Origin of the sequence: Halorhodospira sp. M38 (genome assembly GCF_022227985.1) — a bacterium.
Lineage (GTDB): Bacteria > Pseudomonadota > Gammaproteobacteria > Nitrococcales > Halorhodospiraceae > Halorhodospira > Halorhodospira halophila_A.
The window spans coordinates 37,809-64,549 of record NZ_JAJNQP010000014.1 but is presented as its reverse complement, the minus strand read 5'-3'; the positions used below and the strand labels follow the sequence as shown (position 1 = coordinate 64,549).

The following is a 26,741-nucleotide window of genomic DNA, read 5'->3' as shown; positions in this document are numbered from 1 at the left end:
GGCACCAACCGCAGGCACACCACACGGCCGCCCGCTAACGAACCCGTAGCGTCCCCCACAGCCCCAGCGCCGCAAAGGCCAACACCGGCAACAGCGCCGAAAGCGACGGCGGCACCCCATAAACCACCCCCGCCTGCCCCAGCGCCCGATTGAGCAAGAAGAACGCCACCCCCACCAGCACACCAATGACAATCCGCTGCCCCGCCCCCGACGAACGTACCGCCGTGAACACCAGCGGAATGGTCACCAGCAACATCGCCAACGTCGCCAGCGGCGTCGCCACCTTCTCCCAAAGCGCCAACCGATACGGCCCGCTGTCGAGTTCATTGGCCTCCAGATAGCGGATGTACGTCCACAGCTCCGGCACCGGCAGCGTCGAGGGATCCGCCACCACCACCGCCAGCACCTCCGGGCTCAGCGCCCCCTCCCACGACCACTGCGCCAGCTCCCGGCGCTCCAGCTGATGCTCGCCGTAGACCGTCTTGACCACGTCCTCGAGCCGCCACTGTCCGTCGTGGTAGTGGGCGCCCTCGGCATCGATCCGCTCGGTCAGACGCCCCTCGACGAAGCGGAAGAGCGTCACCGACTCCAGGTGGGACGCCGAGCGCGGCCGCTCGGCGCGCAGGAAATCCCGCCCATCCCGGGCCCACAGCGCCCCGTCCGGTCCGGTGCGCAGCTCGTCGGCCTCGGACAGCCCGCGCACCGCCGCGGCCTGCCGCTCGGCCGGCGGCACCACCAACTCGCCCACCGCCGTCGCCAACAGGGCCAGGATCACCCCACCAACCAGCACCGCACCGGCGATCTGCACCACCGAGACCCCGGCGGCGCGCATGGCAGTCAGCTCCTGCCGGGCGGCCAGGGCACCCAGACCCATCAGGGCGCCGATGAGCGTGGCGAAGGGGAAGGCCTCGTAGGCCAGTGCCGGCGCGTCGAGCAGCGCCTTGAGCAGCATCGTGGGGGTATCCAGATCCTCGTCGGCTACGCCATCGACCATGCTGAAGACGAAATCCAGGGCCAGGATGGCAGCCAGGGCGACCAGGGACGCCGCGATGACGGTCCGCGCCAGATAGCCGGTGAGGATGCGCATCAGCGGCCCCTCCGCTCGCCGACCCGCCACCACCCCGGCGCGACCCCGAACCGCCGGCGGGTCCAGAGCACCGCGGCCAGCACCCCGAGGGCGTGCACCCACCACAGCCCCAGGGCGGCCGGTACGATGCCCGCCTCCAGCCACTCGCGTCCGCTGCTCAGCAGCTGGAAGTAGGCGACGAAGACCAGCACGGCGCTGAGCAGCTTACCGTAACGGCCATCGCGGGGTTCGGCCTTGGCCAGCGGCACCGCCAGCAGGCTCAGCACCACCACCATCACCGGCATGGACAGCCGCCACTCGACCTCCGCCCGATCCTGCACCGTGCCCGCGCCCCACAGTTCGGTGGTGGGTGTCCCCTCGCGGTCGCGGCCGACCTCCCGCGGCTCGCGCGTATCGATGAGCAACCCGTGGCGGTCGAAGGCCGTCACCCGCCAATCCAGCTGCCCGGGGCGGCCATCGTAGCGGTGCCCGTCCTCGAAGACGAAGAAGCGCTGCCCCGTCTCCGGGTCGACCAGCTGCCGGCCCCGATCGGCGCGAATGACGGTCTCCAGCTCCCCGTCACGGGCGTGGGCGAAGACCTCGCGCAGCACGCCGTCGGCCTCAGTGCGGCTGGCGTAGACGGTGCCGGCATCCCCCCCGCCGATGAACCGGCCGGCCTGCAGGGCGCCCAGGTCCGCGGTGCGCGCCGCGTGCTCGGCATAGACGTCGGCGGTGTGCGAGGCCCACGGTGCGGCCACCGTCGAGAGCGCCCCCACCGCCAGCGCCACCGGCACGGCCAACAGGAGCAGGCCACGCATCTGCCGCCCGGGGCCCACGCCGCAGGCGGCGAGCACGGGCAGCTCGCTGTCGCGGTAAAGGCGTCCCAGCGCCAGGACGATGCCGAGGAACAGCGCCGCAGGGATCACCACGGCCAGCTCACGCAGGATCTGCAGGCCCAAGAGCACCACGATCGCCTCGCCGGGGAAATCGCCGGCGGCAGCGTCGGCCAGGTAATCAATTAGTTCGTTCGACGTCAGAACCGCGAAGAGTACGGCCAGCACGGCCAGGGCCGCCCAGGCCGCCTCGCGGACCAGATAGCGATCGATGATGGTCAGACCCAAGGGTGACGGCCCCGCCCCGCCGTGCGCTGCAAAAAAGCCACACATTTCCGTAGACTGTGCGTCGGCGCAAGACAACCGACGCGGCGCGGCCGAGCATAACCGAGCCGGCGCGCGGTGACGAGGGTACGGGAGGCTTCATGGAACTCAGGACCAAGAGCGGCGACCCGGCACGACAGCGCACCGCCTGCGTGGTGGTGGGGGTCTACGAGCGCCGCCGGATGAGCGAGGCGGCGCGGGCCGTGGACGCCGCCAGCGACGGCTACCTGAGCCATCTGCTGCGCCGCGGCGACCTCGACGGCGAGGCCGGGCAGACCCTGCTGCTGCCCGACTGCCCCGGCGTGCGCAGCGATCGGGTGCTGCTCGTCGGGTGCGGGCGTGAGCGCGAGTTCAGCGAGCGCACCTACCGCAAGGCCGTCTCCGCTGCCGCCCGTGCGCTGGAGCAGGCCGGCACCGGCGAGGCCACGCTCTTCCTGCCCGAGCTGCCGGTACGCGGCCGCGACGTCGCCTGGCGTGTGGCCACCGCGGCCGAACTCCTCGAGACCACGCTTTACCGTTTCGACGCCTTCAAAAGCGAGCCGCGCCCGCCGCGCCGCCCGCTGCGCCAGGCCACCCTGGCCGTGCCGCGGCGCGCCGACCTGCGCCGCGCCCAGCCGGCCCTGGCGCTGGGCCAGGCGACCGGACGCGGTGCCAATTTCACCCGCGACCTGGGCAACACCCCAGCCAACGTCTGCACCCCCGGCTACCTGGGCGAGCAGGCCGAGGCGCTGGCCGAACGCTTTGACAGCGTCCAGGCGGAGGTCCTCGGCCCGGCGCAGCTCGAGGAACAGGGGCTGGCAGCACTGATGGCCGTCGCCCGGGGCGCCGAGGCACCGCCCCGGCTGATCGTGCTCCATTACCGCGGCGGCGCCGACGACCAGGCGCCGGTGGCCCTGGTCGGCAAGGGCATCACCTTTGACAGCGGCGGCATCTCCATCAAGCCGTCGGCGAGCATGGACGAGATGAAGTACGACATGTCCGGCGCCGCCGCCGTCTTCGGGGCCGTCCACGCCGCTGCCGAGGCGCAGCTGCCGCTGAACCTGGTGGCGGTCATCCCGGCCACCGAGAACATGCCCGATGGCCGCGCCACGCGCCCGGGGGACATCATCGACAGCCTGGACGGCCAGCGCATCGAGGTCCTGAACACCGACGCCGAGGGCCGCCTGGTGCTGGCCGACGGCCTGGCCTACACCCGGCGCCTGGAGCCGAGCGAGGTGGTCGACGTGGCCACCCTCACCGGCGCGGCCATCGTCGGCCTTGGCCACCACCGCCACGCGGTGATGGGCAACGCCCCGGGGCTGGTGCGCGACCTGCTGCAGGCCGGCGAGCGCGCTGCCGACCGCGGCTGGGAGCTGCCCCTGGACGACGAGTACGACGAGCAGCTGCGCTCGCCCTTCGCCGATGTGGCCAACATCGGCGGGCAGCCGGCCGGCACCATCACCGCCGGCTGCTTCCTGCAACGCTTCGCCCGCGGGCTGCGCTGGGCGCATCTGGATATCGCCGGCACGGCCTGGAAGGGCGGCGAGCACAAGGGCGCCACCGGCCGCCCCGTCCCCCTGCTCACCCATTTTCTCGCCGGCCGTGCCGGCTGGACCCTGTGAGCCGGGTGGATTTCTACATCCTCGGCGGCCCCGGTGCGGCGCTGCGCGAGCGCTTCGCCTGCCGGCTCGCCGAGAAGGCGTACGAAAACGGCTACGGCGTGCTGCTGCTCACCGAGGACGACGAACAGAGCGAGCGGCTCGACGCCCTGCTGTGGACCTTCCGCCAGGGCAGCTTCGTCCCCCACGCCACCCTCGCCGCCCGCGACGGCGAACCGGTGGCGGTGGGCCGCGACGAGCACGCCGCCGACGACGCCGTACTGGTCAACCTCACCGAGCACACCCCGGCCACCTGGCGGGAGCGCCGGCGCGTGGCCGAGGTGGTCGACCAGCGCGAGGCGGTCCTGCGCGCCAGCCGCCAGCGCTACCGCCTCTACAAGGAGGCCGGCTGCGAGCCGCACACCCACCGCATCGAGGAGGGGCGCCGATGAACCCGTCCAACGACGAGCCGCAACCGCCGCTGCTCTACGACGTCGTCGTCCCCGGCGAGCAGGTGCGCGCCAACGACGGCCCGTGGCTGCGTCCCGAGGCCGACGGCGACGCCCCCGGGGAGCAGCCGCAGCCGCCCTTCGCGGAGGCGGCAGCAGCGCCCGCCGCCTCCGAGCCCTCAACGGCGCATGATGCCGCGCAAGCGCCGCCGGCCGGAGCGGCGTCCCCCCTAACCGCGGCGCAGCGCGCCGATATCGAGCGCCACGCCACCCGGGAGCTGGCCCGGCACCTGCGCAGTGAACTCGAGCGCCGCCTGCCCGACGCCCTGCGCGAGGCCGAGGCGCCCATCCGCAAGGCGGTGGACGATGCGCTGATCGACGCCGTGGCGGCCAGCCGCCGCCAGCAGCCGCCGGAGGAGCCGAGCGGCGGCTCCGGGGGCACCACCCCCGGAGCGGACGACTCCGAATATCCGAACACGAACCAACCCGCACCGAATCGCTGAGGATCGAGGCCCCGATGGAGAAGACGTACGACCCGAGCGCAATCGAGTCCCGACTCTACGAGCTCTGGGAGCAGGGCGGCCACTTCGCCCCCTCCGGCGAGGGCAGCCCGTACTGCATCATGATCCCGCCGCCGAACGTCACCGGCACCCTGCACATGGGGCACGCCTTCCAGGACACGGTGATGGACGCCCTGGTGCGCTACCACCGCATGGAGGGCCACAACACCCTCTGGCAGCCGGGCACCGACCACGCCGGGATCGCCACGCAGATGGTCGTCGAGCGCCAGCTCGAGGCCGAGGGGCTGAGCCGCCACGACCTGGGCCGCGAACCATTCCTGGAGCGCGTCTGGCAGTGGAAGGCGGAGTCCGGCGGCACCATCCAGAACCAGCTGCGCCGCATGGGCGCCTCCGTGGACTGGAGCCGCGAGCGGTTCACCATGGATGAGGGCCTCTCCGAGGCGGTCACCGAGGTCTTCGTCCGCCTCTACGAGGAGGATCTGATCTACCGCGGCGAGCGGCTGGTCAACTGGGATCCAGTGCTGCACACCGCCGTCTCGGACCTGGAAGTGGTCTCCGAGGAGGAGCAGGGCCACATCTGGCACATGGTCTACCCCCTCGCCGACGGCAGCGACTCCGTGGTGGTGGCCACCACCCGCCCGGAGACCATGCTCGGCGACACCGCCGTGGCCGTGAACCCGGAGGATGAGCGCTACACGCATCTCATCGGCAAGAGCGTGCGCCTGCCCCTGGTCGGGCGCGAGATCCCGATCATCGGCGATGACTACGTCGACCCGAGCTTCGGCAGCGGCTGCCTGAAGATCACCCCGGCCCACGACTTCAACGACTTCGCCGTCGGCGAGCGCCACGACCTGGCTCGGATCAACGTCCTCACCGAGGATGCCCGCATCAACGACAACGCCCCGGAGCGCTACCAGGGGCTGGATCGCTACGAGGCCCGCAAGCAGGTGGTCGAGGACCTGCGCGCCGAGGGCCTGCTCCAGCAGGTCGAGGACCACAAGCTGATGGTCCCCCGCGGCGATCGCAGCGGGGCGGTGATCGAGCCGTACCTGACCTGGCAGTGGTTCGTGCGCGCCGAGCCCCTCGCCCGCCCGGCCATCCAGGCCGTCGAAGACGGACGCATCCGCTTCATCCCCGGCAACTGGGACAAGACCTACTACGAGTGGCTGCGCAACATCGAGGACTGGTGCATCTCGCGGCAGATCTGGTGGGGCCATCGCATCCCGGCCTGGTACGACGAGCAGGGCCAGGTCTACGTGGGCCGCTCCGAGGCCGAGGTCCGCGAGCGCCACGGCCTGGGCGACGCGGTGCTCACCCGCGACGAGGACGTCCTCGACACCTGGTTCTCCTCCGCCCTGTGGCCCTTCTCGACCCTGGGCTGGCCGCAGCAGACCGAGGCGCTGCGCACCTTCTACCCGACCTCGGTGCTGGTCACCGGCTTCGACATCATCTTCTTCTGGGTGGCCCGGATGATCATGTTCGGGCTGCACTTCATGGGCGATGTCCCGTTCCGCGAGGTCTACATCCACGGCCTGGTCCGTGACCCCGAGGGGCAGAAGATGTCCAAGTCGAAGGGCAACGTCCTCGACCCGCTGGACATCGTCGACGGCATCGACCTGGAATCGCTGGTGGCCAAGCGCACCGCCGACATGATGCAGCCGCAACTGGCCGAGCGCATCGAGCAGATGACCCGGCGCCACTACCCGGAGGGCATCAAGCCCCACGGCACCGACGCCCTGCGCTTTACCTTCGCCTCGCTGGCGACCACCGGGCGCGACGTCGTCTTCGACCTCGGCCGCGTGGAGGGCTACCGCAACTTCTGCAACAAGCTCTGGAACGCCGCCCGCTACGTGCTGATGAACACCGAGGGTGCCGACTGCGGCAGCGGCGGGCCGGTGGAGCTGGGCGCGGCCGAGCGCTGGATCCGCTCGCGGCTCGATCGCACCGTCGCCGAGGTCCGTCAGGCCTTTGCCGACTACCGCCTGGACCAGGCCGCGCAGGCGATCTACGAGTTCACCTGGGACGAGTACTGCGACTGGTACCTGGAGCTCTCCAAGCCGGCCCTGCGCGAGGGCACCGAGGCCCAGGCCCGCGGCACCCGCCAGACGCTGATCCAGGTCCTCGAGGAGCTGCTGCGCCTGACCCATCCGCTGATGCCCTTCATCACCGAGGCGATCTGGCAGCGCGTCGCCCCGGTGGCCGGCATCACCGGTGAGACCATCATGCGCCAGCCCTACCCGACCCCGCTGGCCGAGCGGCGCGACGAGACCGCCGAGGCAGAGATCGACTGGGTGCAGCGGGTAATCCTCGGCGTGCGGCGGATCCGCGGCGAGATGGACATCTCACCGAGCCGGCCGGTGCCGGTGCTGCTGCGCCACGCCGGCGATCAGGACCGCACCCGCCTGGCCGAGCACGAGGGTTTCGTCACCACCCTGGCCCGGCTCGAGTCGATCCGCATCCTCGAGGCCGACGAGCAGCCGCCGGAGTCGGCCCTCGCCCTGGCCGGCGAGATGGAGGTGCTGGTGCCCATGGCCGGCCTGGTGGACAAGGACGCCGAACTCGCCCGCCTAGCCAAGGAGCGCGCCCGGCTCGAGGGGGAGATCGAGCGCGCCGAGAAGAAGCTCGGCAACGAGAGCTTCGTCGCCAAGGCGCCGGCCGAGGTGGTGGACAAGGAGCGGGCGAAGCTCACCGAGGCGCAGCAGGCGCTGGAGAAGGTCGCCGAGCAGGAGCGGCGGGTGGAGGCGCTTTAAGCAATCAGTCGAAGACGATCGTGCCGTGCCCTGTGATCACAGGGTGCGGCACCGCTCTCTCAAGGCCTCGAGTTCACGATGCGCTCCTGCTCGACGTAAGGGCGCAGTTCCCGACGCAAAGCCTGCTCAGTTACGAGGTCCACTGGGCACCCGAGCAAATCTTCAAGGTAGAACTGCACACCGAAATAGCGCCGGGAAGTGGCCGGCCCGCTGAACGCCACGAGCACATCAACGTCGCTCTCCTGAGTGGCCGTCCCCCTCGCCGTGGATCCAAACAGCGCTAATCGCTCGACACCGAATCGCTCCCGCAACTCCGGCAAACTGCGATCAAGCAGGGACAATACTTCTTCTCGATCCATAGCCGCGTCCTCAGCGGTTCATCGGCTCATCATCCTGTCACGAGCCGAAACTGGCAAGGGCTCAAGGCGTATTCCATTCAGGCAGAATGACCCTTGCCATGATCAGCGCATCCTCACGGCCGGCGGCGGCCGGATAGTAGTCCGGCCGCCGGCCCACCTCGTGGAAGCCGTGGCGCTCGTAGAGCGCGATCGCCGCGGTGTTGGAGGGGCGCACCTCCAGGAAGAGATTCTCGGCCTGCATCACCTCGGCGCGCTCGACGGCCACGCGCAGTAGATGAGCGGCGACGCCCTGGCGGCGCCAGTCGGGGTCGACGCAGATATTGAGGATGCTCCCCTCACCGCCGGCGCAGCTGACCACCAGGTAGCCGAGGAGATCACGCTCGTGCGCCTGGACGAAACAGCCGTAGCCGGCCGCCATGCAGTCGCGGAAGATCCGCATACTCCACGGATAGGCCACCGACCGCTGCTCGATGGCGAACACCGTAGGGAGATCCTCGTAGGTCATCGGCCGGGGTTTGCCGATTGAATCCTCCATGGCTGTTTCTTGCTTGTTATGGGCAGCCCCGGAAGCACTACTGCATCCGTGCGATCGCGAAGATCGCCGCCAGGATCACGGCCGTCTGCCCGGCAAGTAGACCGGCCAGCCAACGCAAGACGCTGGAGCGCAGCTGCTCGATCTCCTTTTGCAACCGCAGTTCCGTCTCGCGCAGGTGCGTCTGTGTCGCCAGGTCCTTGACCTCCGGATAGCGCTCCTCCATGCGCTCGAACGCCTCCGCAATCAGACGCGCGCGCGTTTTATCGTCAGGCGCAGAGGCCAGCTGCTCGTAGAGTTCGACAACGGAAGTCATGGCTTCGACGCTAGCACCAGCGAGATCCGACGGCAACGCGGCAGGCCCTGAGCATAGGCCGCTGCCCTATCCCACCTGCTTGGGCACCGAGTCGTTTTCCACCAGCGCACGGATCCGCCTGAGATCCTGCCACACCTTGGCCTTCTCACCGGGGGAGCGCAGCAGGTAGGCCGGGTGGTAGGTCACCCAGACCGGGATCGACTGCTCGCCGTAATGGTGGAGCTGCCCGCGCAGCTTGGCCAGCGGTGCTTTCGTTTCCAGCAACTGCTGTGCTGCCACCCGCCCGAGGGCGACGATGGCCTTCGGCTCCAGGAGCTCGAGCTGCCGGCGCAGGTAGGGGGCGCAGGCGGCCACCTCGTCGGGCCGCGGGTCGCGATTGCCCGGCGGCCGGCACTTGACGATGTTGCCGATGTAGACCCCGCCGCGGTCGCGGCCGCGATCGATGGCGGCGAGCATGGCATCGAGGAGCTTGCCGGCGCGACCGACAAAAGGCTCACCCTGACGGTCCTCCTCCGCGCCAGGCCCCTCGCCGATGATCACCAGATCCGCCTGCCGATCGCCGACCCCGAAGACCGTCTGCGTGCGCCCCTCGCAGAGCTTGCAGGCGTGACACCCGGCCACCCGCGCCGCCAGGGCGTCCCAGTCGAGGCCATCGCAGTCGTTGCTCGGATCGGCCGGCGTCGCGGGGGCGGCGGGCTCGAACGCCGCTGCGGCCGGCTGCGTTTGCGCCCCGCCGGCGGGCACCGAGGCAGCCGGCGCAGCGGCCCCCTCCGGCTCGGCATTCTGCCGGGCACCGCCCTGCGGCGGATGGCCACTGCTCGCCGTCCGGCCCGGCGCGCCACCGGCGGTGCCGGCTGGAGCCGGCATCGTCGCCGGGGCCGGCTCCAGCACGGCCGCGCCGCGGGGGATGTAGCAGTCGACCCCCAGGCGGCGCAGGTACTTCAGCCGCCGCGTATCCACGCCCTAGACGTCCCCGGCCTGCGGGTGGCGACGATCCGGCGCGGCCAGGATCTTGTTCAGGGCATTGATATACGCCTTCGCCGAGGCGATGACGATATCGATATCCGCCCCCTGCCCATTGGCCACCCGGCCGCCGCGCTCCAGGCGGATGGTCACCTCGCCCTGGGAGTCGGTACCCGAGGTGATGTTGTTCACCGAGTAGAGCAGCAACTCCGTGCCCGACTGGACCAGCGAGTCGATGGCCATCAGCGAGGCGTCCACCGAGCCACTGCCCGGGGCCACGGCCTTCTTCTCCTCGCCGTCGATCAGCAGCGAGACCGAGGCCTCCGGCGTCTCACCGGTCTCCGAGCAGACGTGGAGGCTGAGCAGCTTGATCCGCTCGTTCTCCAGCGCCGCGCCGGCCTCGGTGACCAGCGCCTGCAGATCCTCGTCGAAGATCTCGTGCTTCTTGTCGGCCAGCGCCTTGAACCGGGCGAACGCCTCGTTGAGCTGCTCCTCGGAGTCGAGGTGGATGTCCAGCTCCTCGAGCCGCGAGCGGAAGGCGTTGCGGCCGGAGTGCTTGCCCAGGATCATGCGGTTGGTGTGCCAGCCCACATCCTCGGCGCGCATGATCTCGTAGGTCTCGCGGTGTTTGAGCACACCATCCTGGTGGATGCCCGACTCGTGGGCGAAGGCGTTGACGCCAACGATGGCCTTGTTCGGCTGTACGTGGAAGCCGGTGATGTTGGCCACCAGCTTCGAGGTGGGCACGATCTCCCGGGCGTTGATCCGCGTCGTACAGGGGAAGACGTCCTGGCGGGTCTTCACCGCCATGACCACCTCCTCCAGCGCGGCGTTGCCGGCGCGCTCGCCCAGGCCATTGATGGTGCACTCCACCTGCCGCGCCCCGGCCTGCACGGCGGCCAGGGAGTTGGCCACCGCCACGCCCAGATCGTTGTGGCAGTGCACCGAGAAGACCGCCTTATCGGAGTTGGGGATGCGCTCGCGCAGGGTGCGGATGAGCCCGCCGAACTGTTCGGGCAGGTTGTAGCCCACGGTGTCCGGGATGTTGATCGTCCGCGCCCCGGCGTCGATGGCCGCCTCGATGATCCGGCAGAGGAAATCGTGCTCGGAGCGCCCGGCGTCCTCCGGCGAGAACTCCACGTCGTCGCACAGCTGCCGGGCCAGACTCACCGCGTGCACCGCCGCATCCACCACCTGATCCGGGGTCATGTGCAGCTTGTTCTGCATGTGGATCGGCGAGGTGGCGATGAAGGTGTGGATGCGCCCGGCCTCGGCCTGGGCCAGGGCCTCGCCGGCGGCGTGGATATCGGGATCCCGGGCCCGGGCCAGGGCGCAGACCCGGCTCTCCTTGATGGCCTCGGCCACGGCCCGGACGCTCTCGAAGTCGCCGCTGCTCGCCGCCGGGAAGCCGGCTTCGAGGACGTCGACGCGCATGCGCTCAAGCCCCTTGGCGATGCGCACCTTCTCCTCGCGGGTCATGGAGGCGCCGGGGCTCTGCTCCCCGTCGCGCAGCGTGGTATCGAAGATGTAGAGATGGTCGCTTGCACCCATGGCTGCTCAGCCCTGTGTCGTGGCGGCCTACGCCGCCGAATGGAATACGTTCACGGCGCCGCCGCGGGCGCCCGTGCAGAAACGGTCGTGGGGAAGGATTCGAGCCGGCCGTCAGGCCGGCAGTCGATCCCCGCCGCGCAGGCGGGCGTTGCTAAGCAGCCGCACGCCGCCAGCGCCGCTGCAGCGAAGCCAGCGGACGTGGGGCGCGGGATTGGCCGGGCAGGTATTCATAATGCCTTCGAATATATCGCCGCAGCACCGCCCGGGCAAGCGTTCAGGCGCGCCGGTGGCGACGCCGGCGGCGCAGCCGCAGCACGGTCAGCACCGGGCCGGAGAACATGTAGATCAAAAAGCCCAGACAGATCGCCGTCGGCGGGTGCACCGCCACCAGCGCCATGGCCAGCACCAGCCCCACCACCGAGGTGAACCGCACCCGGTAGCGGAAGTCGAGCTCCTTGAAGCTCTCGTAACGGACGTTGCTGACCATCAGCACCGCCCCAAGCACCACCACCACCCCCACCGGGATGGCGGCCTCAAGCCCGGTCAGCCCGATACGGTCGCCGAACCAAACCAGACCGACCACCGCCCCGGCCGCCGCCGGACTGGGCAGCCCCTGGAAGTGGCGCTTGTCGTCCACCCCGCTCTGGGTGTTGAACCGCGCCAGGCGCAGCGCGGCCCCGGCGACGAAGAGGAAGGCCACCAGCCAGCCAACGTTATCCCAGGGCGTGCCGGCGCCGGTGTTGCCCAGCGCCCACAGGAAGGCCACCGCCGCCGGGGCGAGGCCGAAGCTGACCATATCGGCCAGGGAGTCGTACTGCACCCCGAAGTCGCTCTGCGTACCGGTCAGCCGCGCCACCCGGCCGTCGAGGCCGTCGAAGACCATGGCCACCAGCACGGCCACCGCGGCGCGACCGAACTCGCCGTCGATGGCGGAGATCACCGCCATGAAGCCGAAGAACAGGCACCCCGTGGTGAACAGGTTCGGCAGCAGGAAGATGCCGCGGCGACGGACCCGCTTATTCATGCCGCGCCCCCGGCGCCGTATCCAGCGGGAGGCCGTCGGCGTTCCAGGCCATCACCCCGCCCTGCAGGTTGAAGACCGGCTCGAAGCCGTGCCGGGTGAGCAGGTGCGCCGCGCCGGCCGAGCGCATGCCGCTATGGCAGTAGACCACCACGGGACCACCATTCGGGCAGTGGCCGCGCAGCTCCTGCAGACGCCGACGCAGTTGATGCTTGGGGATGTGCACGGCGCCGGGGAGGACGCCGCCGCGGACCTCGGGACCGGTCCGCACATCGAGGAACAGGGTCTCGCCGTCGTTGACCCGGCGCACCGCCTCGGCCACCGGCAGCGGCCGATAGCGACGCGTCAGGCGACGCCAGAGCAGCCGCCCGCCGAGCACCGCCACGGCGGCGATCGCGACGAAACGGACAGGGTCCTGCTCGATCCAGTGAAGCAGCTCGGTCATGGGGCTCCCGGCGCCACCGGCGGGCGGGCCCGGGGGGCCCGCCCCACCCGCGGACGCTGGTTCAGTCGCGGTCGACCAGCTTGTTGGCCGCGATCCACGGCATCATCCCGCGCAGCCGCTCGCCGACCTCCTCGATGGGATGCTCGGCGGACAGACGACGGCGGGCGTGCAGGGTCGGCGCACCGGCCTTGTTCTCCAGCACGTACTCCTTGGCGAACTCGCCGTTCTGGATCTCCTCGAGGATCTCGCGCATCGCCTCGCGGGACTCCTCGTTGATCACCCGCGGGCCGCGGGTGAAGTCGCCGTACTCGGCGGTGTTCGAGACCGAGTAGCGCATGTTCGCCAGACCACCCTCGTAGAGCAGGTCGACGATCAGCTTGGTCTCGTGCAGGCACTCAAAGTACGCCATCTCGGGGGCGTAGCCGGCCTCCACCAGGGTCTCGAAGCCGGCCTCGATCAGCGCGGCGATGCCGCCGCAGAGCACGGTCTGCTCGCCGAACAGATCGGTCTCGGTCTCCTCGCGGAAGGAGGTCTCGATGATCCCGGAGCGGCCACCGCCGTTGGCCACGGCGTAGGCCAGGGCGATCTCCTTGGCCTGGCCGCTGGCGTCCTGCTCGATGGCGATCAGCGACGGCACGCCGGCGCCGGCGACGTAGGTCGAGCGCACGGTGTGGCCGGGGCCCTTGGGGGCGATCATGATCACGTCGTGATCGGCCGCCGGCTGGATCTGCCCGTAATGGATGTTGAAGCCGTGGGCGAAGGCGATCGCCGCGCCGTCCTTGAGGTTCGGCGCCACCTGCTGGTGGTAGATATCCGGCGCCGCCTCGTCGGGGACGAGCATCATCACCACGTCGGCGCCCTGGGTGGCCTCCTCCACCGAGGCGACCTCCAGGCCGGCCTCCTGGGCCTTCGCCGCCGAGCTGGAGCCCGGGCGCAGGCCGACGACCACGTTGACGCCGGACTCCTTGAGGTTGTTGGCGTGGGCATGGCCCTGGGAGCCGTAGCCGATGATCGCCACGCGGCGGCTGGTGATCCGCGAAAGATCGGCGTCCTGATCGTAATAGACCTTCATGTTTCCCCCTGAACGGATTCGCGAGTCCGCCCGCCGCCGGGCGGGCGGGAATGAGACGGGACGGCGCTAGACGCGCAGATGGCGCTCGCCGCGGCTGATGCCGATGACACCGGAGCGCACCACCTCCAGGATGTTGCTCGAGCCGATGGCGTCGATAAAGGCGTCGAGCTTGTCGCTCGTGCCGGTCATCTCGATGGTATAGATCTTCTCGGTGACGTCGAGGATGCGGCCGCGGAAGATGTCCGTCAGGCGCTTGAACTCCTCGCGCTGCTCAGCCACACCGGCGGTGACCTTGATCAGCATCATCTCGCGCTCGATGTGCTTGCCCTCGGTCATGTCCACGACCTTGATCACATCAAGAAGCTTGTTCAGCTGCTTGATGATCTGCTCGATGATCTGATCGTCGCCGATGGTGACCAGGGTCAGCCGCGAGATGCTCGGGTCATCGGTGGGGGCGACCGTCAGGCACTCGATGTTGTAGCCACGGGCCGTGAACATGCCCGAGATGCGCGAGAGCGCACCGGACTCGTTCTCCACCAGCATCGAGATGATGTGCCGCATGTAGCTCTCCCCCGGGACCGCGTTGTGCGGAGTAAATGCGGGAAAATACTGGCCGGTGGGGCGGAGGTCAAGCGGAGCGGGGGGGGGGGGGTCGGGACTGATCCCGCCCCTCCCCTCCCCTGGCGTCGGGGCCGGATGCCTAGACCTGCGCGGACTAATCCTCAAGTTCCACGGTGACGGTGATGGTATCCGAATAATCTCCGCGGGCATCCTCCGGGATCCGCTCCGGAAGGTAGACGTGCAGCGGCAGGTTGGCCTCGCCTTGCCCCCGATCGAATCGATAGGAGTTGCCGTCCGGGACGGGGGAGACGAAAAAGTCTATGGGGGCCGCACCGTCCACATCACTGGTCAGCTCATAGCGGAAACCTTTCCGATCGTCGCCGAACGGGACATCCTCCGGCTCGGCTGCTGCTCCCTCTACACCGACCTCAAAGGCGCTGCCCCGAGGGCCACTGAGTACGACCCGGACCGAGGTCTCACGGGCCTCCTCTCTGGGCAACTCTTCCCCCGGAAAACGGACACCATAATCCACTGGGTTATCCTCAAACACCAGACCGGCCGGCTGGGCTTCAACTTCCATAGAAACAGTAAGTTGGTCCTCGCCGTGTGCAGCCGAATCACTGCCACTGATCACGCCCGGCATGACGGCAAGGAGGCTGCCCACCAGCCAGAACGCTCCCGACACACGACACTTCCCAATAAGCCGCCGGGTTGGAAGCGCGCACCCTTTTCGCACCATGACGCTCTCCTTCGCCTATCGACAACGCCCACCTTCCATCCCGTCACCGTCCAGAGGGAGCGTGCCTGAGAGCTCCCAATGAGAGATCCGATCCAGCGGCGACTGATCAGCCGGTACGTAGACCGTGTCTCCGCTTTCAATCTCGCCATTGAGCATACGCACCTCCTCCAACAGGGATGCCCGCCTAGCCTCCGAGAGATCCGCCCCATCCACGATTTCCAGCAGGTAGGCCAGATGCTCCTCCAGGGGGTGCTCGCCGTCGTACTCGAACTCCACCCCGTCCACCGGCTCAACCGGATTCCTCGCAGTGACCCAGCGCCCTTGATCATCAACCGTTAGCCCCTGGCCGCGGACCAGCTCGCCGCCCTCGCCTAGATTCACCTTCTGGGCCAGCGCGGACTGGGGTACCTCGAGTCGCTCTGCCTGCTCACGGGTCGCCTGAACCCGATACTCACCCGGGGGCAGGCGGTCGAGGATATAAAGCCCGTCGTAGGCACTACGTTCGGTGGCGACCACCTCCCCCGTGTCCAGATCCACCGCCTCCATGGCAAACCCGGAAACCCCGGTGCGCCCACCATCATTGCGGCGACAATGGACGTGTCCATCCACCTCCCCCGTGACATGCAAGTCCTGTTCAAACGCTACGGCGTTACCCGGTCGCAATACATAGCTGCGGCCCTCGTCGCTGGGCTGAACAAAGGGATCGTCGATGGATGCCGTTTCCACCTGAAGGTCTACCGGCTCGTGAGTGTCGAGACGGCTGAGCCAAGCCTCGCCCTCCTCGTCGGTCTCCGTGCAGCTGCGGTCGGCGCAGACTCTTACACCCTCCTGCGGCTGTCCGTCGAGCTCAACACGCCCGAGGGCAGACCCCCGGTTGTAACCGCGACCGGCTGCCGGATCCATCTGCCACCCGCCATCCGGATGCGGGAGCGCCCCGACATCCACCCCGGCGCGAACACTCCAGCCACCGTCCGTGTCGATATCAGCGCGCCCCGTTAGCCGCCAGTAGTCGTGGGCGCCGCGCGAGAGCCCGAGGTGAAAGCGGTGGGGACGATCGTTCAGGCTGGCCGCAACACCACCATCGCCGCGCCAATCCGCGCCAAGATCACGGCTATGGCTAAGCGAGACGGTATTGAGCGAGGACTGCGGGTGTAAGTCGTAACTGCTGGAGAGATTGAACCGCCCCTCGCGACTGCGCCCCCATCGGGTACTGAGACTGCCGGAGGCGGTAACGTCGCCGTCCTGGTCCTCGCTAATACGCAATGCGTGGCGCAGCGTTAGATCAGCAACCCGCACGTTCTCCCGTGTACGCAACCTACGTCGGCGGTCGCCGTCGGTATCCCTCTCCTGCTCTAGACGCAGCCGGGTCCGGAATAGGCCTCCCACGGGCCCGGACGCCTCCAGTTCATGGCGCTCCGCCAGGCCACCGCGCAGGTCATCGGAATCCAGTCCATCGTTGTGCAGCACCTCATAACTGAGGTTCCAGGCACCAACGCCCCGCGTCGTTGCAACCTGCCAAGCGCGGTGCTCATCGTTTTCGAAGGCACCGCGCAACCGCGTCCAGAACCCGAGGGCGCTGACCGTAGTATCGACGCCGGCCAGTTCACGGGAGGGCTCATCCTCTTCTCCACCCTCGAACCAGTGAAAGTCCGACCCCACCGACCAAGTTCGGGTCAGTCCGACATCCATCCGGGCTCCAGCCCTCACGGACTCGCGGCGCTCGTCGCGCTGATAGAGACTCTGCCGCGGTCGCACTGCGTCCAAGCTGTAATGGACCGTCCCCGGCGGCAGCAGCCCCGGCCCGATCTCGATACGCCGAGCTATTTCCTCACGCTCGCCGTGGGGGCCGTAGAGCTTCACGGTATAATGGTTGGTGCCAGGTCGTGCGTCGATGTCATCGAACTCGTAGCGCTCGCCATCCCGCGCTGCGGGGTCGATGAAATCAATCAGATCCTCATCTCGATAGAGCTCCACCGCCCAGTCTTCGGGGGCCTCCCCCTCGATGATCTGGTCCGTAAACGTGGTGCGCGCTGCCCCGTCGGGGCGATTGGTCACGCTTGCGCCAGCACCGGAGCGACCGCCTCGCAGCAGATCGTAGCCGGGAGCCGAAACCCGGCCGAACTCGTAACGCTGCAGGGCGGCATGGCCCACTTCCTGGCCCAGCGTGCCATCAACCCTCCGCACCCCCTCCTCATCGGCCTGCGCGCGCCAATCGGCCTCATGGAGAAGGAAGTCTCCAGCAGCCGCCAAGCTCGCGCGGCTGGAGGAGCGTTGATCGCCCAGGGATTGATCCACAGAGAGTGACCAAGCCGGTCGCGCTATCCAGCGGCGTGGGTTGTCAGCCGGCGGGAGACGCCTCTTTCCACGCGCCCCCGGGGTACCGCCAGTCAGACTGGCCCAGCGCGCCTCCCGCTCCAGGCGGCTGAGCAACGGGAGTTCATCTAGTGCCCTCCCGCGCACCTCGGCACGCCGTGGCCGGTACTCGAACTCCACGGGCAGAAAGTGCTTTAGGGCATCCTCGCGGATATAGAGGTCGTCATGCTCCTCAATCCAGGCGTCGGCGTCGAGTTCGAACGCATCATTACCGACTCGACCCTCACCGGTTGCGGTCTCGAACGAGACGGACTCGTCCGGATCCAGCACCCAGCCGCTCACCCGTCCCTCCATCGCGTCGACCTCGATGGCCAACTCCAGATGGCGGGCCATCTGGCCAAGCGGGTAGAAGATCTCCCCGTCCTGCTGACGCATGTACTCCGACTCGGTCAACACGTGCCCCTCCAACTCCAGTCGGACGACCATATCCTCCTGCTCGTCCTCCTCCAGGGCATCGACCGAGAGAGGCGCCGGGGCCGGCAGCGGCCACCCGATTACGCAGGCGAGCGCCAGCGCGCCCGCTGGCCGGGTAAAACCGCCGCTCGGGTGTCGCATGGCACGCCTAGTTGACTTTTAGCGTGCGCTCAGTCTTCACGTGACCTCCGGCTTCCCCAAACCCGTCTTCGGGGTCATCGAAAGCCCGGTACACGACCCGAACCTCGTCACCGGCCTCAATGGCCGGATTATCCGCCGTAAAACCGAAGGTCCGCTGCTCCATGGCGGACGAGACCACGGCGCGGTTGCGAACCCAGAGCGGCTCGTCCGGATTCTCCGCATCGTAGACCTCAAGGCTACCGTATGCGCCCCGCTCTCCCTCGCGCTCGACGGCCACGTCCAATCGGGGATCGCCGTCTCCCTCGGCTGCGACCCATTGCGCCGAGGCAATGCGCGGCTCCGCCTCCGCCTCACCGTGGAGGATGGCAACCGGGATGGTCATGGCGAACAGCGTCTCGACCTCCAGCGCAATCTCGTCGTCATCGAGTTCGTCCTCCGCAAAGGCCTGCTGATCGCGTGAGGGCATGGTGCGCACAGCCAGACGGGCGCGGTACTCCCCCGGATCCACGCCATCGGGCACACGCGCCATCACCCGAACGGTCTGGTTCTCCCCCGGCGCCAGGGTCATCTGACGCGGGTGGTAACGCAGGAAGTCGGCGCCGTAGTGTGCTCGGTCATCTTCGGCACCTGGCTCCACGGGATCGATAAGTTCCGTAGAGCCGTCCTCCTCCACGGCCTCATCGGCCACGATCACGCGGTACTCCTGGGTCTCGCCAGATCGATTGAAAACCTCCACCTGTGCGCTGCGGCTCTGATCATCCAAGAACAGGCGCTGCGGCAGCATCTGCAGCGAGGCGGATGCCTTAATGGTCAGCGACCCGAGCAACACCCCGAGACCTAGGACGACAAACCGCTTTGTGGTGCTCATGAGTCCAGATTGCATCTCTGAGCCCGTTCCCCGAAGAAAACTAAAGGGCCCCGCCCCGGGGGCCCGGCACCTCGAAGAGAACTTCAGTCTGCGTAAGAGGCAATCACCTCAACCTCGGCCGAGTAAGTCCCGGAGGGCTGATCCTCGGGGACAGTTAATCCGTTGTCACTCCAGTTGACAGATTGTTCGTCCTCACCGTCTTCGTCCAACAGAAGGTTGCTACCGAACGACCAGCTGGTACTAAGCTCTAGATCCAGCGTCTCGTCCCCACCGTTCTCAAGCTCCAAGGTGACGATATTGTCCGCCTCGTCCTCGACGTAATCCCCGCCAAGCTCGAGCGTGTACTCCTCTTGCGACGCACCCGTAACGTCGATCGAAACGGGCTCGTCGCCGCCACCGGCATCCGGCGGGTAGTACGGTCCTTCACCGGGCAGGATCGGCTCCTCCCAGACGATATTCCCATCCGTAGCCACCGAAATGGGATTGCCGACCGTCAGGCTCGCATCCAGCGACGCACTATCCGAGGAGAAATCCGGATCATCTGCTAGCGCGGGAGCAGCCGCACCTAGAGCAAGCGCCGAGACGAACGTCACGGCCGGCGTACGGCATCTTAGGCGCATCAATGACGGCGCAGGTGCCTTGTTCGGAAAACCCATGGTTCGTTCCTCCGTGCATGGTCACCAAGGGCAACGGGGCGGGCGCGATTACCCGCCCCGCCCTGCAGGCAAGGGCTCCACGCTATTCAGTCGGCGTAGTCCACTTGGCCGGTCACCTGGATGCCGCGTTCGCCCTCTTCAGCGTCCTCCTCCACATCAACGGAGAAGTCGTGGTCGATGTCGTGCTCGCCGTCTGTGTCCAGACTCTGGTCATTCAGATCTACATGACCATCGAGCAGGTCGTCGCTACTGACGTCACCATCGACACCGAAGGTGATGCCTTCGGCACCATCATCTCCTGGGGATGCCGACAGCGTGTAGTCAAAGCTTGCATCGTCCTCACCGGTGACCTGGGCCGTGACATCGTCCATTGACTCAGACTCCCCCGGGAGCACGGTGTCGAAATCCAGGTCCCCATCAAGCCACTTAATCTCGAGGGGGGCGCCGACCTCGAGCGAGACATCAAAAGAATCGGTGTCAGTCGTGAAGTCGTCATCCGCCATCACATTCCCGGCCCCGATGGCCAGAACGGAACCCGCGGTCAGCGCCAGCGCACCCTTGGTCCAGTCGAACTTCCGCATGACTGCTTCTCCTCTGTTTCCCTGTGCGAATCCTTTGGTCTGCTTCAGCCAAGAAGCGACCTCCGGTGGTCCAGCCCCGGGTCATTTCTCCGGTCGTCGACCCGGGATTGGCTAGCACTTGGGACGCTACCAAAGGCCCCTGACCGTCTCCGTCCAGCTGTTCCGACGAATGGGCGCCCTCGACCGTCCGAAACATCAGACACCCGCGCACTGGCCGATCTGTCCATGGATCTGGACACTACACCCTTCCATCGCCCGTCGCCCCTCCGGTTAACTAGACGTTTACCAGTAAGGGGCCGCAACGCGGCCCCGGGAGGAGCGCAAGCGCGGGGCCACTTGGACAAGGAGTGCACCGATGAGCACGGAGCTCGAGGTCTTCATCCGCCGCTGTGCCAACGAGCAGGGCCTGTCCCTGGCCGAGGTCGCCCGGCGGGCCGGGATGAGCCGGCAGTCGCTCTACGATTTCTGGTCCCGCGACGGGTATCCGAACCTGGGCACGGTGGCGGAGGTGGCCGAGGTGCTCGGGGTGCACCCGCTGCGGCTGCTGGAGCTGCAGTTTCCGTCCAACGACCAAGACACCGACGACTGCCACACCCTGCGCTGGAACCTGGACCGGGCCGGTCTGGCCGCCGCGCTGCTTGAGCACGGCCCACAGCCCGTCGTCGGCCTGGACGCTGAGGGCCGGGTGGCGCTCTGCAATCCGGCCGCCAGCGAACTGCTCCAGCGCGCACCGCAGCGGGTCTTGGGCGAGCCGGCCGAGCGCATCCTGCCCGGTGAGGCGCTGGCGCGCGTCCGGGCGCAGTGTCCGCTGCTGGCCGACGGGACCGCCCCGCCGCGGGCTACGCCCTGCGGCAGTCTGCGGCTGAGCACCCGCCGCGGCGAGGATGGCGGCCTCTTGCAGGTTCGCGCGCAGGTGGTTGAGGCACCGCTCTACGAGCGCCCCCTGGTCCTGCTGCTGCTCGACTCCGGTCTGCCTGGCAGTGGTGCGGCAGACGAAGCACCACCACGGACCATCGACCGGGAGCCACTCACCGGCCTGCCCGATCGAGACTCCACGGAGGCGCTGCTGCGCTGGAGCCTCCAGCGCGCGGAGGCCCGGGGCGCCGAACTGGCCGTGCTGGTCGTTCAGCTCGACGGCTTCGAGCGCACCGAGGCCGGCCTTGGCGCGGAGATCGCCGATCGGGTGGTGCACGGCGTCGCCGAGCGTGTGGATGGCCAGCTGCGCCACGCCGATCTGCTCGGCCACCTGGGACGCGGCCAGTTCGCCGCCATCCTCCCGGAGACCGCCTCGCGGGACGGCGCTTTGCAGGTGGCACGGCGCATCGGCCAGGCCCTGGAGCAACCGGTCGAGACCGGCTCCTGCGCCTGTCAGCTACAGCCGCGCATCGGCATTGCCCTGTTCCCGGAGCACAGCCGCTGCGCCGCCACCTTGCTTGAGCAGGCCTGCTCGGCGGCTGGCCACACGGCCGCGGAACAGGCCCCCGCGCAGGTTATCGAGCCGGAGCTGAGTGACCGTGTAGCCCGCCGGGTCGCCCTGGTCCGCGACCTGCAGCGGGCCCTGACGCGGCACAGCCTGTGCGTCCATTATCAACCGGTCTTCGACCTGGGCAGCGGTGAGCTCACCGCCTTGGAGGCCCTGCTGCGCTGGCCCGAGGATCACGCCGCACGCCCTTCGATCCAGGAGGTCATCGACGCCGCCGAGCAGGCCGGGCTGCTCGGCGAGCTGGACCGCTGGGTGGTGGAACAGGTGCTGGCCGACCTCGCCGAGTGGCACGCCCAGGGGCACCGCGTCCCGCGGGTGAGCGTCAACACCGCCGGGCGCACCCTGGGCACCGGAGCGCTGGAGCCGGCGGTGCTCAGCAAGCGCCTGGAGCGCCTGGGCCTGCCGGCCCAGACAGTGGACATCGAGCTCTCCGAGCGCCAGCTGCTGGAGACCGGAGGCGCCGACCACCAAGGCCTGGCCCGGGTCCGCCAACACGACCTGGGGGTGACCATCGATCACTTCGGCACCGGCTACGCCTCGCTGGTCTCCCTGCGCGATCTGCCCGCCGGGCGGCTCAAGGTGGACCAGAGGCTGATCCGGGACCTACCCACGGACCCGGACCAGCAGGCCCTGGTGAGCAGCATCGCCCAGCTGGGCCAGCGCTTCGGTCTGGGACTGGCCGCCGAGGGGGTGGAAACATCCGCAGAGGCCGAGCTGCTCGCGCAACTCGGCTTCGCCGAGGCGCAGGGCTACCACTTCGGGCCGCCACTGCCGGCCGAGGCCATCACCGAGCGGCTGGTCGCGGCGTCCTGACCCGCCCCTCCCTTCGCCCCTGCGCCCCGGCTGCGCTACCCTATTCCGGTTCCGCGACGCAGCCGTCGCCGACGACCGGACCCAGACAGGGAGCGAATCGATGCGCGTCACCCGTTTTCCCCTATCCACCACCCGCGAGACCCCCGCCGACGCCGAGATCGTCAGCCACCAGCTGATGCTGCGCGCCGGCATGATCCGCCGCCTCTCCTCGGGGCTCTACACCTGGCTGCCCCTGGGGCTGCGCGTGCTGCAGAAGGTGGAGCGGATCGTGCGCGAGGAGATGAACCGCGCCGGGGCGCTGGAGGTGCTGATGCCGGCGGTGCAGCCGGCGGAGCTCTGGCAGGAGTCCGGTCGGTGGGATAAGTACGGCCCGGAGCTGCTGCGCATCAAGGACCGCCACGACCGCGAGGGCTGCTTCGGTCCCACCCACGAGGAGGTGATCACCGACCTCTTCCGCCGGGAGATCCGCAGCTACCGCCAGCTGCCGGTGAACTACTACCAGATCCAGACCAAGTTCCGCGACGAGATCCGCCCGCGCTTCGGCGTCATGCGCGCCCGCGAGTTCCTGATGAAGGACGCCTACTCCTTCCACCTCGATGAGGACGACCTGCGCGCCGAGTACCAGCGCATGCACGAGGCGTACTGCCGGATCTTCCAGCGCACCGGGCTCGCCTTCCGGCCGGTGGAGGCCGACACCGGAGCGATCGGCGGCAGCGTCTCCCACGAGTTCATGGTCCTGGCCGACTCCGGCGAGGACGCCATCGCCGTCTGCGAGCCCAGCGGCTACGCCGCCAACGTCGAGCTGGCCCCGGCGCTGCCGCCGCAGGAGCCGCGCCCGGCGCCCGGCGCGAGCCTGGAGGAAGTCGCCACGCCGGGGCAGCGAACCATCGCCGAGGTGGCCGACTACCTGGGCCTGCCCGAGTCGCAGAACCTCAAGACCCTGCTGGTCGAGGGCACCGAGGGCGGACTGGTGGCGCTGCTGCTGCGCGGCGATCACGAGCTCAACGAGCTCAAGGCCGAGAAGCACCCGGCGATCAAGGCACCGCTGACCTTCGCCGAGGCCGAGCGCGTCGAGCGCGAGCTGGGCTGCCCGTTCGGCTCCCTAGGCCCGGTGGGGCTGGAGGGGATCCCGCTGATCGCCGACCACGCCGCCGCCGCGATGGCCGATTTCGCCTGCGGCGCCAACCGCGAGGGTTATCATCTGACCGGCGTCAACTGGGGCCGCGACCTGCCCGAGCCGGAGACCGCCGACCTGCGCGAGGTCAAGGCCGGCGACCCGAGCCCCGATGGCGAGGGCACCCTGACCCTGCGCCGCGGTATCGAGGTCGGGCACATCTTCCAGCTCGGCACCACCTACAGCGCGGCCATGGGCGCCAGCGTGCTCGATGAGCAGGGCCAGGAGCGCACCGTGACCATGGGCTGCTACGGCATCGGTGTCTCGCGGGTGGTGGCCGCAGCCATCGAGCAGAACCACGACGACAAGGGCATCTGCTGGCCGGCACCCATCGCCCCGTTCCAGGTCGCCCTGGTAGCCATCAAGGCCGAGGATCCGGCGGTGGCCGAGGCCGCCGAGGCCCTCTACGCTGAGCTGACCGCCAGCGGCATCGATGTCCTCTTCGACGACCGCGACGCCCGCCCCGGGGTGAAGTTCGCCGACATGGAACTGATCGGCATTCCCCACCGGGTGGTGGTCAGCCCCCGGGCCATCCAGGATGGCAGCGTCGAGTACAAGGGTCGGCGCGACGATGAGCCGACCAGCGTCCCCCGCGCGGAGATCGTGACATGGCTGAAGAACCGTCTGACCTAGGCGGCCCCCGCGGCCGCATCCTCATCGCCGGCTGCGGGCGCATCGGCCAGGCCCTGGGCAGCCGCCTGGCCGCCGGCGGCGCCGAGGTCTTCGGCCTGCGCCGCCGGCCCGAGGGCCTGCCCGAGGGGATCACCCCGATCGCCGCCGACCTCGAGGACCCGGCGACCCTGGCCGAGGCGCTACCCACCGAGCTCGACACCGTCTACTACATCGTCACCCCGGGCAGCTACGACGACGACGGCTACCGCCGCGCCTTCGTCGACGGCCTGGACAACCTCGCCGGCGTACTGCGCCGCCACCCGGCCCCGCCGCGGCGGCTGGTCTTCGTCTCCAGCACCGCCGTCTACGGCCAGCAGGATGGCGAGTGGATCGACGAGGACAGCCCCACCGAGCCCGGGCGCTTCTCCGGACAGCGCCTGCTCGAGGCCGAGGCCATCGCCCTCGCCGGCCCGTGGACCGGGGTCGCCGCCCGGTACGGTGGCATCTACGGCAGCGGCCGCGATTTCCTCATCCGCAAGGTCGAGGCCGGCGAGCCGTGCCAGGAGGGGCAGTACACCAACCGCATCCACAGCGAGGACGTGGTCGGCAGCCTCGCCCACCTCGGCCGCGACGATATCCCCGGCGGGGTCTACCTCGGTGTCGATGACGCCCCCTCGACCCAGTGCGAGGTGATGGACGGCATCGCCGAGTTGCTCGGTGTCCCGCGCCCCCCGCGCGGCGAACCGGGCAGCGGCGGCATGCGCGGGGTGGGCAGCAAGCGCGGCTCGAACCGCAAGCTCAAGGCCAGCGGCTACCGCCTTCGCTACCCGACGTTCCGGGAGGGGTATGCTGCGCTGATCGGCGGCGGGGTGTAGCGCGCCGCCCTCCACGATCCAAGCACGATAGCCGCTGCGCCCGGCCCGCTTAGCCGATCGTGAAATCCGCCGGGGCCGGGTCGTCGGCCGGCTCGCAGTGGACCGCGGTGACACTGGCCGCCGGCGGCCCCTGATGCAGCCACTCGCGCAGCTGCGCCACCGCCTCCGGTGGCCCGCAGGCAAGCACCTCCACGCGGCCATCGCGCAGATTGCGCGCGTAGCCGGTCACGCCCAGGCGCACCGCTTGTTCCTGGGTGGCGGCCCGGAAGCAGACGCCCTGCACCCGGCCGCTGATAATACAGCGTGTCTTCTCGTCGGTTGTCGTCATGCCACCTCCGCACGGGCCGGGCGCCCCGCTGCGGCCGCCTCCTCGGCGGTGGGCTCGAGCAGGGCGCTCAACGGCAGATCGAAACTCTGCTCCCAACGCTCCTCCACCCGGCGCAGCCGCTCGGCCAGCCGGCGATCCCACGCCACGCCCGACTCCAAGCCCGCCGCCGGGGGCAGCGGGTAGGCGAGCATGCGGTGGAGCTCGGCCAGCTTGAAGGTCGAAGGATCCCGCGCCAGGAGCCAGGCGCCGTCGGCGCTGCGCTCGATGACGTGGTGCCGGCGCAGCGCCTCGAGGGCCTCGGCCAGGCCGGGCTCGCCGGCCTCCGGCTCCTGCTCGAGCAGCTCGGCGAAGGTGACCCCCTCGCCCCGGCGCTGCGCCTGATAGAGGTGCCCCAGGATATGCACCGCCAGCACCAGTGCCCACCGGTCGCGGGCCAGGTGGCCGCCGGTGCGCCAGCGGTAGCCACGCAGGGCCTGGGTGACCTCCGCACCGATGAGGATCACCAGCCAGGAGATGTACAGCCAGACCAGGAAGATCGGCAGTGCCGCCAGCGCCCCGTAGATGACCTCGTAGGTCGGCGCGCGGGCGATGAACGCCGCAAAGCCGCCCTTGGCCAGCTCGAACAGCCCCGAGGCCACCACACCGCCGATCACCGCGTGGTGCACCGGCACGCTGCGGTGCGGCACCAGGCTGTAGAGCAGCGTAAAGACAACGGCCTGCACCACGAAGGGCGCCAGGTTGAGCAGCTGGGCGATGAGATCCGACGGCGGCTCCAGCGGGCCGAGGCTCACCGTGCCCATGTACGAGGTGGAGGCCACGCTCACGCCCAGGAGCAGCGGGCCCATGGTCAGCACCGTCCAGTAGACCATGAACCGCTGCAGGGTCGGCCGCGGCCGCTCCACCCGCCAGATCTCGTTGAGCACCCGCTCGATGGTGTTGAGCAGCAACAGTGCGGTCACCGTCAGACCGGCGATGCCCACCGCCGTGAGCTCGGCGGCGCGTCCCATGAAGTTCTCCAGGTGCTCGTCGATGGCGTCGCTCGCCGCCGGCACCAGGTAATCGACCATGGCCTCGCGCAGGCGGTCGGTGACCCCCTCAAAGACCGGGAAGGCCGCCAGCACCGAGAAGCCGATGGTCATCAACGGCACGATGGCCAGCAGGGTGACGTAGGCGAGCATGCCGGCGCTCTTGGCGCACTGATCGGCCTGGATGCGCTGGATCAGATACTCAGCAAAGCCCCGCGCCTGACCGACGCCCGGGTGGGCAGGCAGCGCCCGGAGCCGATCGCCGGCGGCCCGCAGCCGGCCGCGCAGTTCCTTCATGGTGGAGCCTCTCCGTGCAGGC

Annotated in this window: 25 protein-coding genes; 7 read left to right on the top strand and 18 right to left on the bottom strand. The window is 69.1% G+C overall.

Features of this window, described 5'->3' with window-relative positions; all coding sequences use genetic code 11:
- Positions 1 to 34: 34 nt before the first annotated feature.
- Positions 35 to 1,087 (bottom strand): LPS export ABC transporter permease LptG, encoded by a 1,053-nt coding sequence (gene lptG / locus LRA98_RS09250; protein ID WP_238633792.1) that lies wholly within the window; start codon positions 1,085 to 1,087, stop codon positions 35 to 37.
- The gene (gene lptF, locus LRA98_RS09245) at positions 1,087 to 2,187 is read right to left on the bottom strand and encodes an LPS export ABC transporter permease LptF (RefSeq protein WP_238633791.1); all 1,101 of its coding nucleotides are present in this window, start codon (positions 2,185 to 2,187) and stop codon (positions 1,087 to 1,089) included. The genes lptG and lptF overlap by 1 nt, the downstream gene beginning before the upstream one ends.
- A 137-nt stretch (positions 2,188 to 2,324) precedes the next feature.
- On the opposite strand from lptF, the gene LRA98_RS09240 reads away from it, so the two are divergent.
- The 4 genes from LRA98_RS09240 to LRA98_RS09225 are packed head-to-tail and all read left to right on the top strand — an operon-like array spanning position 2,325 to position 7,520.
- The gene (locus tag LRA98_RS09240; RefSeq protein ID WP_238633790.1) at positions 2,325 to 3,824 is read left to right on the top strand and encodes a leucyl aminopeptidase; all 1,500 of its coding nucleotides are present in this window, start codon (positions 2,325 to 2,327) and stop codon (positions 3,822 to 3,824) included.
- Positions 3,821 to 4,252 carry a DNA polymerase III subunit chi gene (locus LRA98_RS09235; protein WP_201168955.1) on the top strand — a complete coding sequence of 144 codons (432 nt, stop codon included), beginning with the start codon at positions 3,821 to 3,823 and terminating at the stop codon, positions 4,250 to 4,252. The genes LRA98_RS09240 and LRA98_RS09235 overlap by 4 nt, the downstream gene beginning before the upstream one ends.
- Complete coding sequence (locus LRA98_RS09230; protein WP_238633789.1) at positions 4,249 to 4,752, top strand: hypothetical protein; 504 nt, start codon at positions 4,249 to 4,251, stop codon at positions 4,750 to 4,752. The genes LRA98_RS09235 and LRA98_RS09230 overlap by 4 nt, the downstream gene beginning before the upstream one ends.
- A 14-nt stretch (positions 4,753 to 4,766) precedes the next feature.
- Positions 4,767 to 7,520, top strand: coding sequence for a valine--tRNA ligase (locus tag LRA98_RS09225; RefSeq protein WP_238633787.1), 2,754 nt, complete (start codon positions 4,767 to 4,769; stop codon positions 7,518 to 7,520).
- Between the two features lie 59 nt (positions 7,521 to 7,579).
- Here the strand turns inward: LRA98_RS09225 and LRA98_RS09220 are convergent, their stop codons facing one another.
- The 14 genes from LRA98_RS09220 to LRA98_RS09155 form a co-directional block, all read right to left on the bottom strand.
- Complete coding sequence (locus LRA98_RS09220; protein ID WP_238633785.1) at positions 7,580 to 7,879, bottom strand: nucleotidyltransferase family protein; 300 nt, start codon at positions 7,877 to 7,879, stop codon at positions 7,580 to 7,582.
- A 61-nt stretch (positions 7,880 to 7,940) separates the two neighbouring features.
- Complete coding sequence (gene rimI / locus LRA98_RS09215) at positions 7,941 to 8,414, bottom strand: ribosomal protein S18-alanine N-acetyltransferase (RefSeq protein ID WP_238633783.1); 474 nt, start codon at positions 8,412 to 8,414, stop codon at positions 7,941 to 7,943.
- A gap of 37 nt (positions 8,415 to 8,451) precedes the next feature.
- Positions 8,452 to 8,727, bottom strand: a complete 276-nt coding sequence (locus LRA98_RS09210; protein ID WP_443134946.1) for a hypothetical protein — start codon at positions 8,725 to 8,727, stop codon at positions 8,452 to 8,454.
- 66 nt (positions 8,728 to 8,793) lie between these two features.
- Positions 8,794 to 9,687, bottom strand: coding sequence for a uracil-DNA glycosylase (locus LRA98_RS09205; RefSeq protein WP_238633781.1), 894 nt, complete (start codon positions 9,685 to 9,687; stop codon positions 8,794 to 8,796).
- 3 nt (positions 9,688 to 9,690) lie between these two features.
- Positions 9,691 to 11,241, bottom strand: coding sequence for a 2-isopropylmalate synthase (locus LRA98_RS09200; protein WP_238633780.1), 1,551 nt, complete (start codon positions 11,239 to 11,241; stop codon positions 9,691 to 9,693).
- A gap of 274 nt (positions 11,242 to 11,515) precedes the next feature.
- Positions 11,516 to 12,265, bottom strand: a complete 750-nt coding sequence (gene pssA / locus LRA98_RS09195; RefSeq protein ID WP_201243064.1) for a CDP-diacylglycerol--serine O-phosphatidyltransferase — start codon at positions 12,263 to 12,265, stop codon at positions 11,516 to 11,518.
- On the bottom strand, positions 12,258 to 12,707 hold the full coding sequence (locus tag LRA98_RS09190) for a rhodanese-like domain-containing protein (protein WP_238633779.1): 450 nt from the start codon (positions 12,705 to 12,707) through the stop codon (positions 12,258 to 12,260). The genes pssA and LRA98_RS09190 overlap by 8 nt, the downstream gene beginning before the upstream one ends.
- Positions 12,708 to 12,768: 61 nt before the next feature.
- Positions 12,769 to 13,797, bottom strand: a complete 1,029-nt coding sequence (gene ilvC, locus LRA98_RS09185; protein ID WP_338018555.1) for a ketol-acid reductoisomerase — start codon at positions 13,795 to 13,797, stop codon at positions 12,769 to 12,771.
- Between the two features lie 48 nt (positions 13,798 to 13,845).
- Positions 13,846 to 14,340, bottom strand: coding sequence for an acetolactate synthase small subunit (gene ilvN, locus LRA98_RS09180; protein WP_238633777.1), 495 nt, complete (start codon positions 14,338 to 14,340; stop codon positions 13,846 to 13,848).
- Between the two features lie 154 nt (positions 14,341 to 14,494).
- The gene (locus tag LRA98_RS09175) at positions 14,495 to 15,025 is read right to left on the bottom strand and encodes a hypothetical protein (RefSeq protein ID WP_238633796.1); all 531 of its coding nucleotides are present in this window, start codon (positions 15,023 to 15,025) and stop codon (positions 14,495 to 14,497) included.
- 69 nt (positions 15,026 to 15,094) lie between these two features.
- Positions 15,095 to 18,007 (bottom strand): hypothetical protein, encoded by a 2,913-nt coding sequence (locus LRA98_RS09170; protein WP_238633776.1) that lies wholly within the window; start codon positions 18,005 to 18,007, stop codon positions 15,095 to 15,097.
- A gap of 7 nt (positions 18,008 to 18,014) precedes the next feature.
- Complete coding sequence (locus tag LRA98_RS09165) at positions 18,015 to 18,875, bottom strand: hypothetical protein (RefSeq protein WP_238633775.1); 861 nt, start codon at positions 18,873 to 18,875, stop codon at positions 18,015 to 18,017.
- 83 nt (positions 18,876 to 18,958) lie between these two features.
- Positions 18,959 to 19,531 carry a hypothetical protein gene (locus LRA98_RS09160; RefSeq protein ID WP_238633773.1) on the bottom strand — a complete coding sequence of 191 codons (573 nt, stop codon included), beginning with the start codon at positions 19,529 to 19,531 and terminating at the stop codon, positions 18,959 to 18,961.
- A gap of 86 nt (positions 19,532 to 19,617) precedes the next feature.
- A complete protein-coding gene (locus tag LRA98_RS09155; RefSeq protein ID WP_238633772.1) occupies positions 19,618 to 20,112 on the bottom strand; it encodes a hypothetical protein in 495 nt (164 codons plus the stop codon).
- 355 nt (positions 20,113 to 20,467) lie between these two features.
- Here LRA98_RS09155 and LRA98_RS09150 point away from each other — a divergent pair, with 355 nt between their 5' ends.
- The 3 genes from LRA98_RS09150 to LRA98_RS09140 all read left to right on the top strand — a co-directional run bounded on the left by LRA98_RS09150 (position 20,468) and on the right by LRA98_RS09140 (position 25,069).
- Complete coding sequence (locus LRA98_RS09150; protein ID WP_238633770.1) at positions 20,468 to 22,408, top strand: EAL domain-containing protein; 1,941 nt, start codon at positions 20,468 to 20,470, stop codon at positions 22,406 to 22,408.
- A gap of 100 nt (positions 22,409 to 22,508) precedes the next feature.
- On the top strand, positions 22,509 to 24,215 hold the full coding sequence (locus tag LRA98_RS09145; RefSeq protein WP_238633768.1) for a proline--tRNA ligase: 1,707 nt from the start codon (positions 22,509 to 22,511) through the stop codon (positions 24,213 to 24,215).
- On the top strand, positions 24,191 to 25,069 hold the full coding sequence (locus tag LRA98_RS09140) for an SDR family oxidoreductase (protein ID WP_238633766.1): 879 nt from the start codon (positions 24,191 to 24,193) through the stop codon (positions 25,067 to 25,069). The genes LRA98_RS09145 and LRA98_RS09140 overlap by 25 nt, the downstream gene beginning before the upstream one ends.
- Positions 25,070 to 25,118: 49 nt before the next feature.
- On the opposite strand, the gene yccX is transcribed toward LRA98_RS09140, so the two are convergent.
- Together yccX and LRA98_RS09130 are read right to left on the bottom strand one after the other, a co-directional pair.
- Positions 25,119 to 25,397: an acylphosphatase gene (yccX, locus tag LRA98_RS09135; protein ID WP_238633764.1), complete on the bottom strand. Its 279-nt coding sequence runs from the start codon at positions 25,395 to 25,397 to the stop codon at positions 25,119 to 25,121.
- The gene (locus LRA98_RS09130; RefSeq protein ID WP_238633762.1) at positions 25,394 to 26,719 is read right to left on the bottom strand and encodes a virulence factor BrkB family protein; all 1,326 of its coding nucleotides are present in this window, start codon (positions 26,717 to 26,719) and stop codon (positions 25,394 to 25,396) included. Before LRA98_RS09130 ends, yccX begins: the two co-directional genes overlap by 4 nt.
- Between the last annotated feature and the right edge of the window lie 22 nt (positions 26,720 to 26,741).

Coding starts and splice junctions, on each gene's coding strand:
- lptG (WP_238633792.1), bottom strand. CDS start 1,087: ATGCGCATCCTCACCGGCTATCTGGCGCGGACCGTCATCGCGGCGTCC.
- LRA98_RS09240 (WP_238633790.1), top strand. CDS start 2,325: ATGGAACTCAGGACCAAGAGCGGCGACCCGGCACGACAGCGCACCGCC.
- LRA98_RS09230 (WP_238633789.1), top strand. CDS start 4,249: ATGAACCCGTCCAACGACGAGCCGCAACCGCCGCTGCTCTACGACGTC.
- LRA98_RS09225 (WP_238633787.1), top strand. CDS start 4,767: ATGGAGAAGACGTACGACCCGAGCGCAATCGAGTCCCGACTCTACGAG.
- LRA98_RS09220 (WP_238633785.1), bottom strand. CDS start 7,879: ATGGATCGAGAAGAAGTATTGTCCCTGCTTGATCGCAGTTTGCCGGAG.
- rimI (WP_238633783.1), bottom strand. CDS start 8,414: ATGGAGGATTCAATCGGCAAACCCCGGCCGATGACCTACGAGGATCTC.
- LRA98_RS09210 (WP_443134946.1), bottom strand. CDS start 8,727: ATGACTTCCGTTGTCGAACTCTACGAGCAGCTGGCCTCTGCGCCTGAC.
- LRA98_RS09200 (WP_238633780.1), bottom strand. CDS start 11,241: ATGGGTGCAAGCGACCATCTCTACATCTTCGATACCACGCTGCGCGAC.
- pssA (WP_201243064.1), bottom strand. CDS start 12,265: ATGAATAAGCGGGTCCGTCGCCGCGGCATCTTCCTGCTGCCGAACCTG.
- LRA98_RS09190 (WP_238633779.1), bottom strand. CDS start 12,707: ATGACCGAGCTGCTTCACTGGATCGAGCAGGACCCTGTCCGTTTCGTC.
- ilvN (WP_238633777.1), bottom strand. CDS start 14,340: ATGCGGCACATCATCTCGATGCTGGTGGAGAACGAGTCCGGTGCGCTC.
- LRA98_RS09170 (WP_238633776.1), bottom strand. CDS start 18,007: ATGCGACACCCGAGCGGCGGTTTTACCCGGCCAGCGGGCGCGCTGGCG.
- LRA98_RS09165 (WP_238633775.1), bottom strand. CDS start 18,875: ATGAGCACCACAAAGCGGTTTGTCGTCCTAGGTCTCGGGGTGTTGCTC.
- LRA98_RS09160 (WP_238633773.1), bottom strand. CDS start 19,531: ATGGGTTTTCCGAACAAGGCACCTGCGCCGTCATTGATGCGCCTAAGA.
- LRA98_RS09155 (WP_238633772.1), bottom strand. CDS start 20,112: ATGCGGAAGTTCGACTGGACCAAGGGTGCGCTGGCGCTGACCGCGGGT.
- LRA98_RS09150 (WP_238633770.1), top strand. CDS start 20,468: ATGAGCACGGAGCTCGAGGTCTTCATCCGCCGCTGTGCCAACGAGCAG.
- LRA98_RS09145 (WP_238633768.1), top strand. CDS start 22,509: ATGCGCGTCACCCGTTTTCCCCTATCCACCACCCGCGAGACCCCCGCC.
- LRA98_RS09140 (WP_238633766.1), top strand. CDS start 24,191: ATGGCTGAAGAACCGTCTGACCTAGGCGGCCCCCGCGGCCGCATCCTC.
- yccX (WP_238633764.1), bottom strand. CDS start 25,397: ATGACGACAACCGACGAGAAGACACGCTGTATTATCAGCGGCCGGGTG.
- LRA98_RS09130 (WP_238633762.1), bottom strand. CDS start 26,719: ATGAAGGAACTGCGCGGCCGGCTGCGGGCCGCCGGCGATCGGCTCCGG.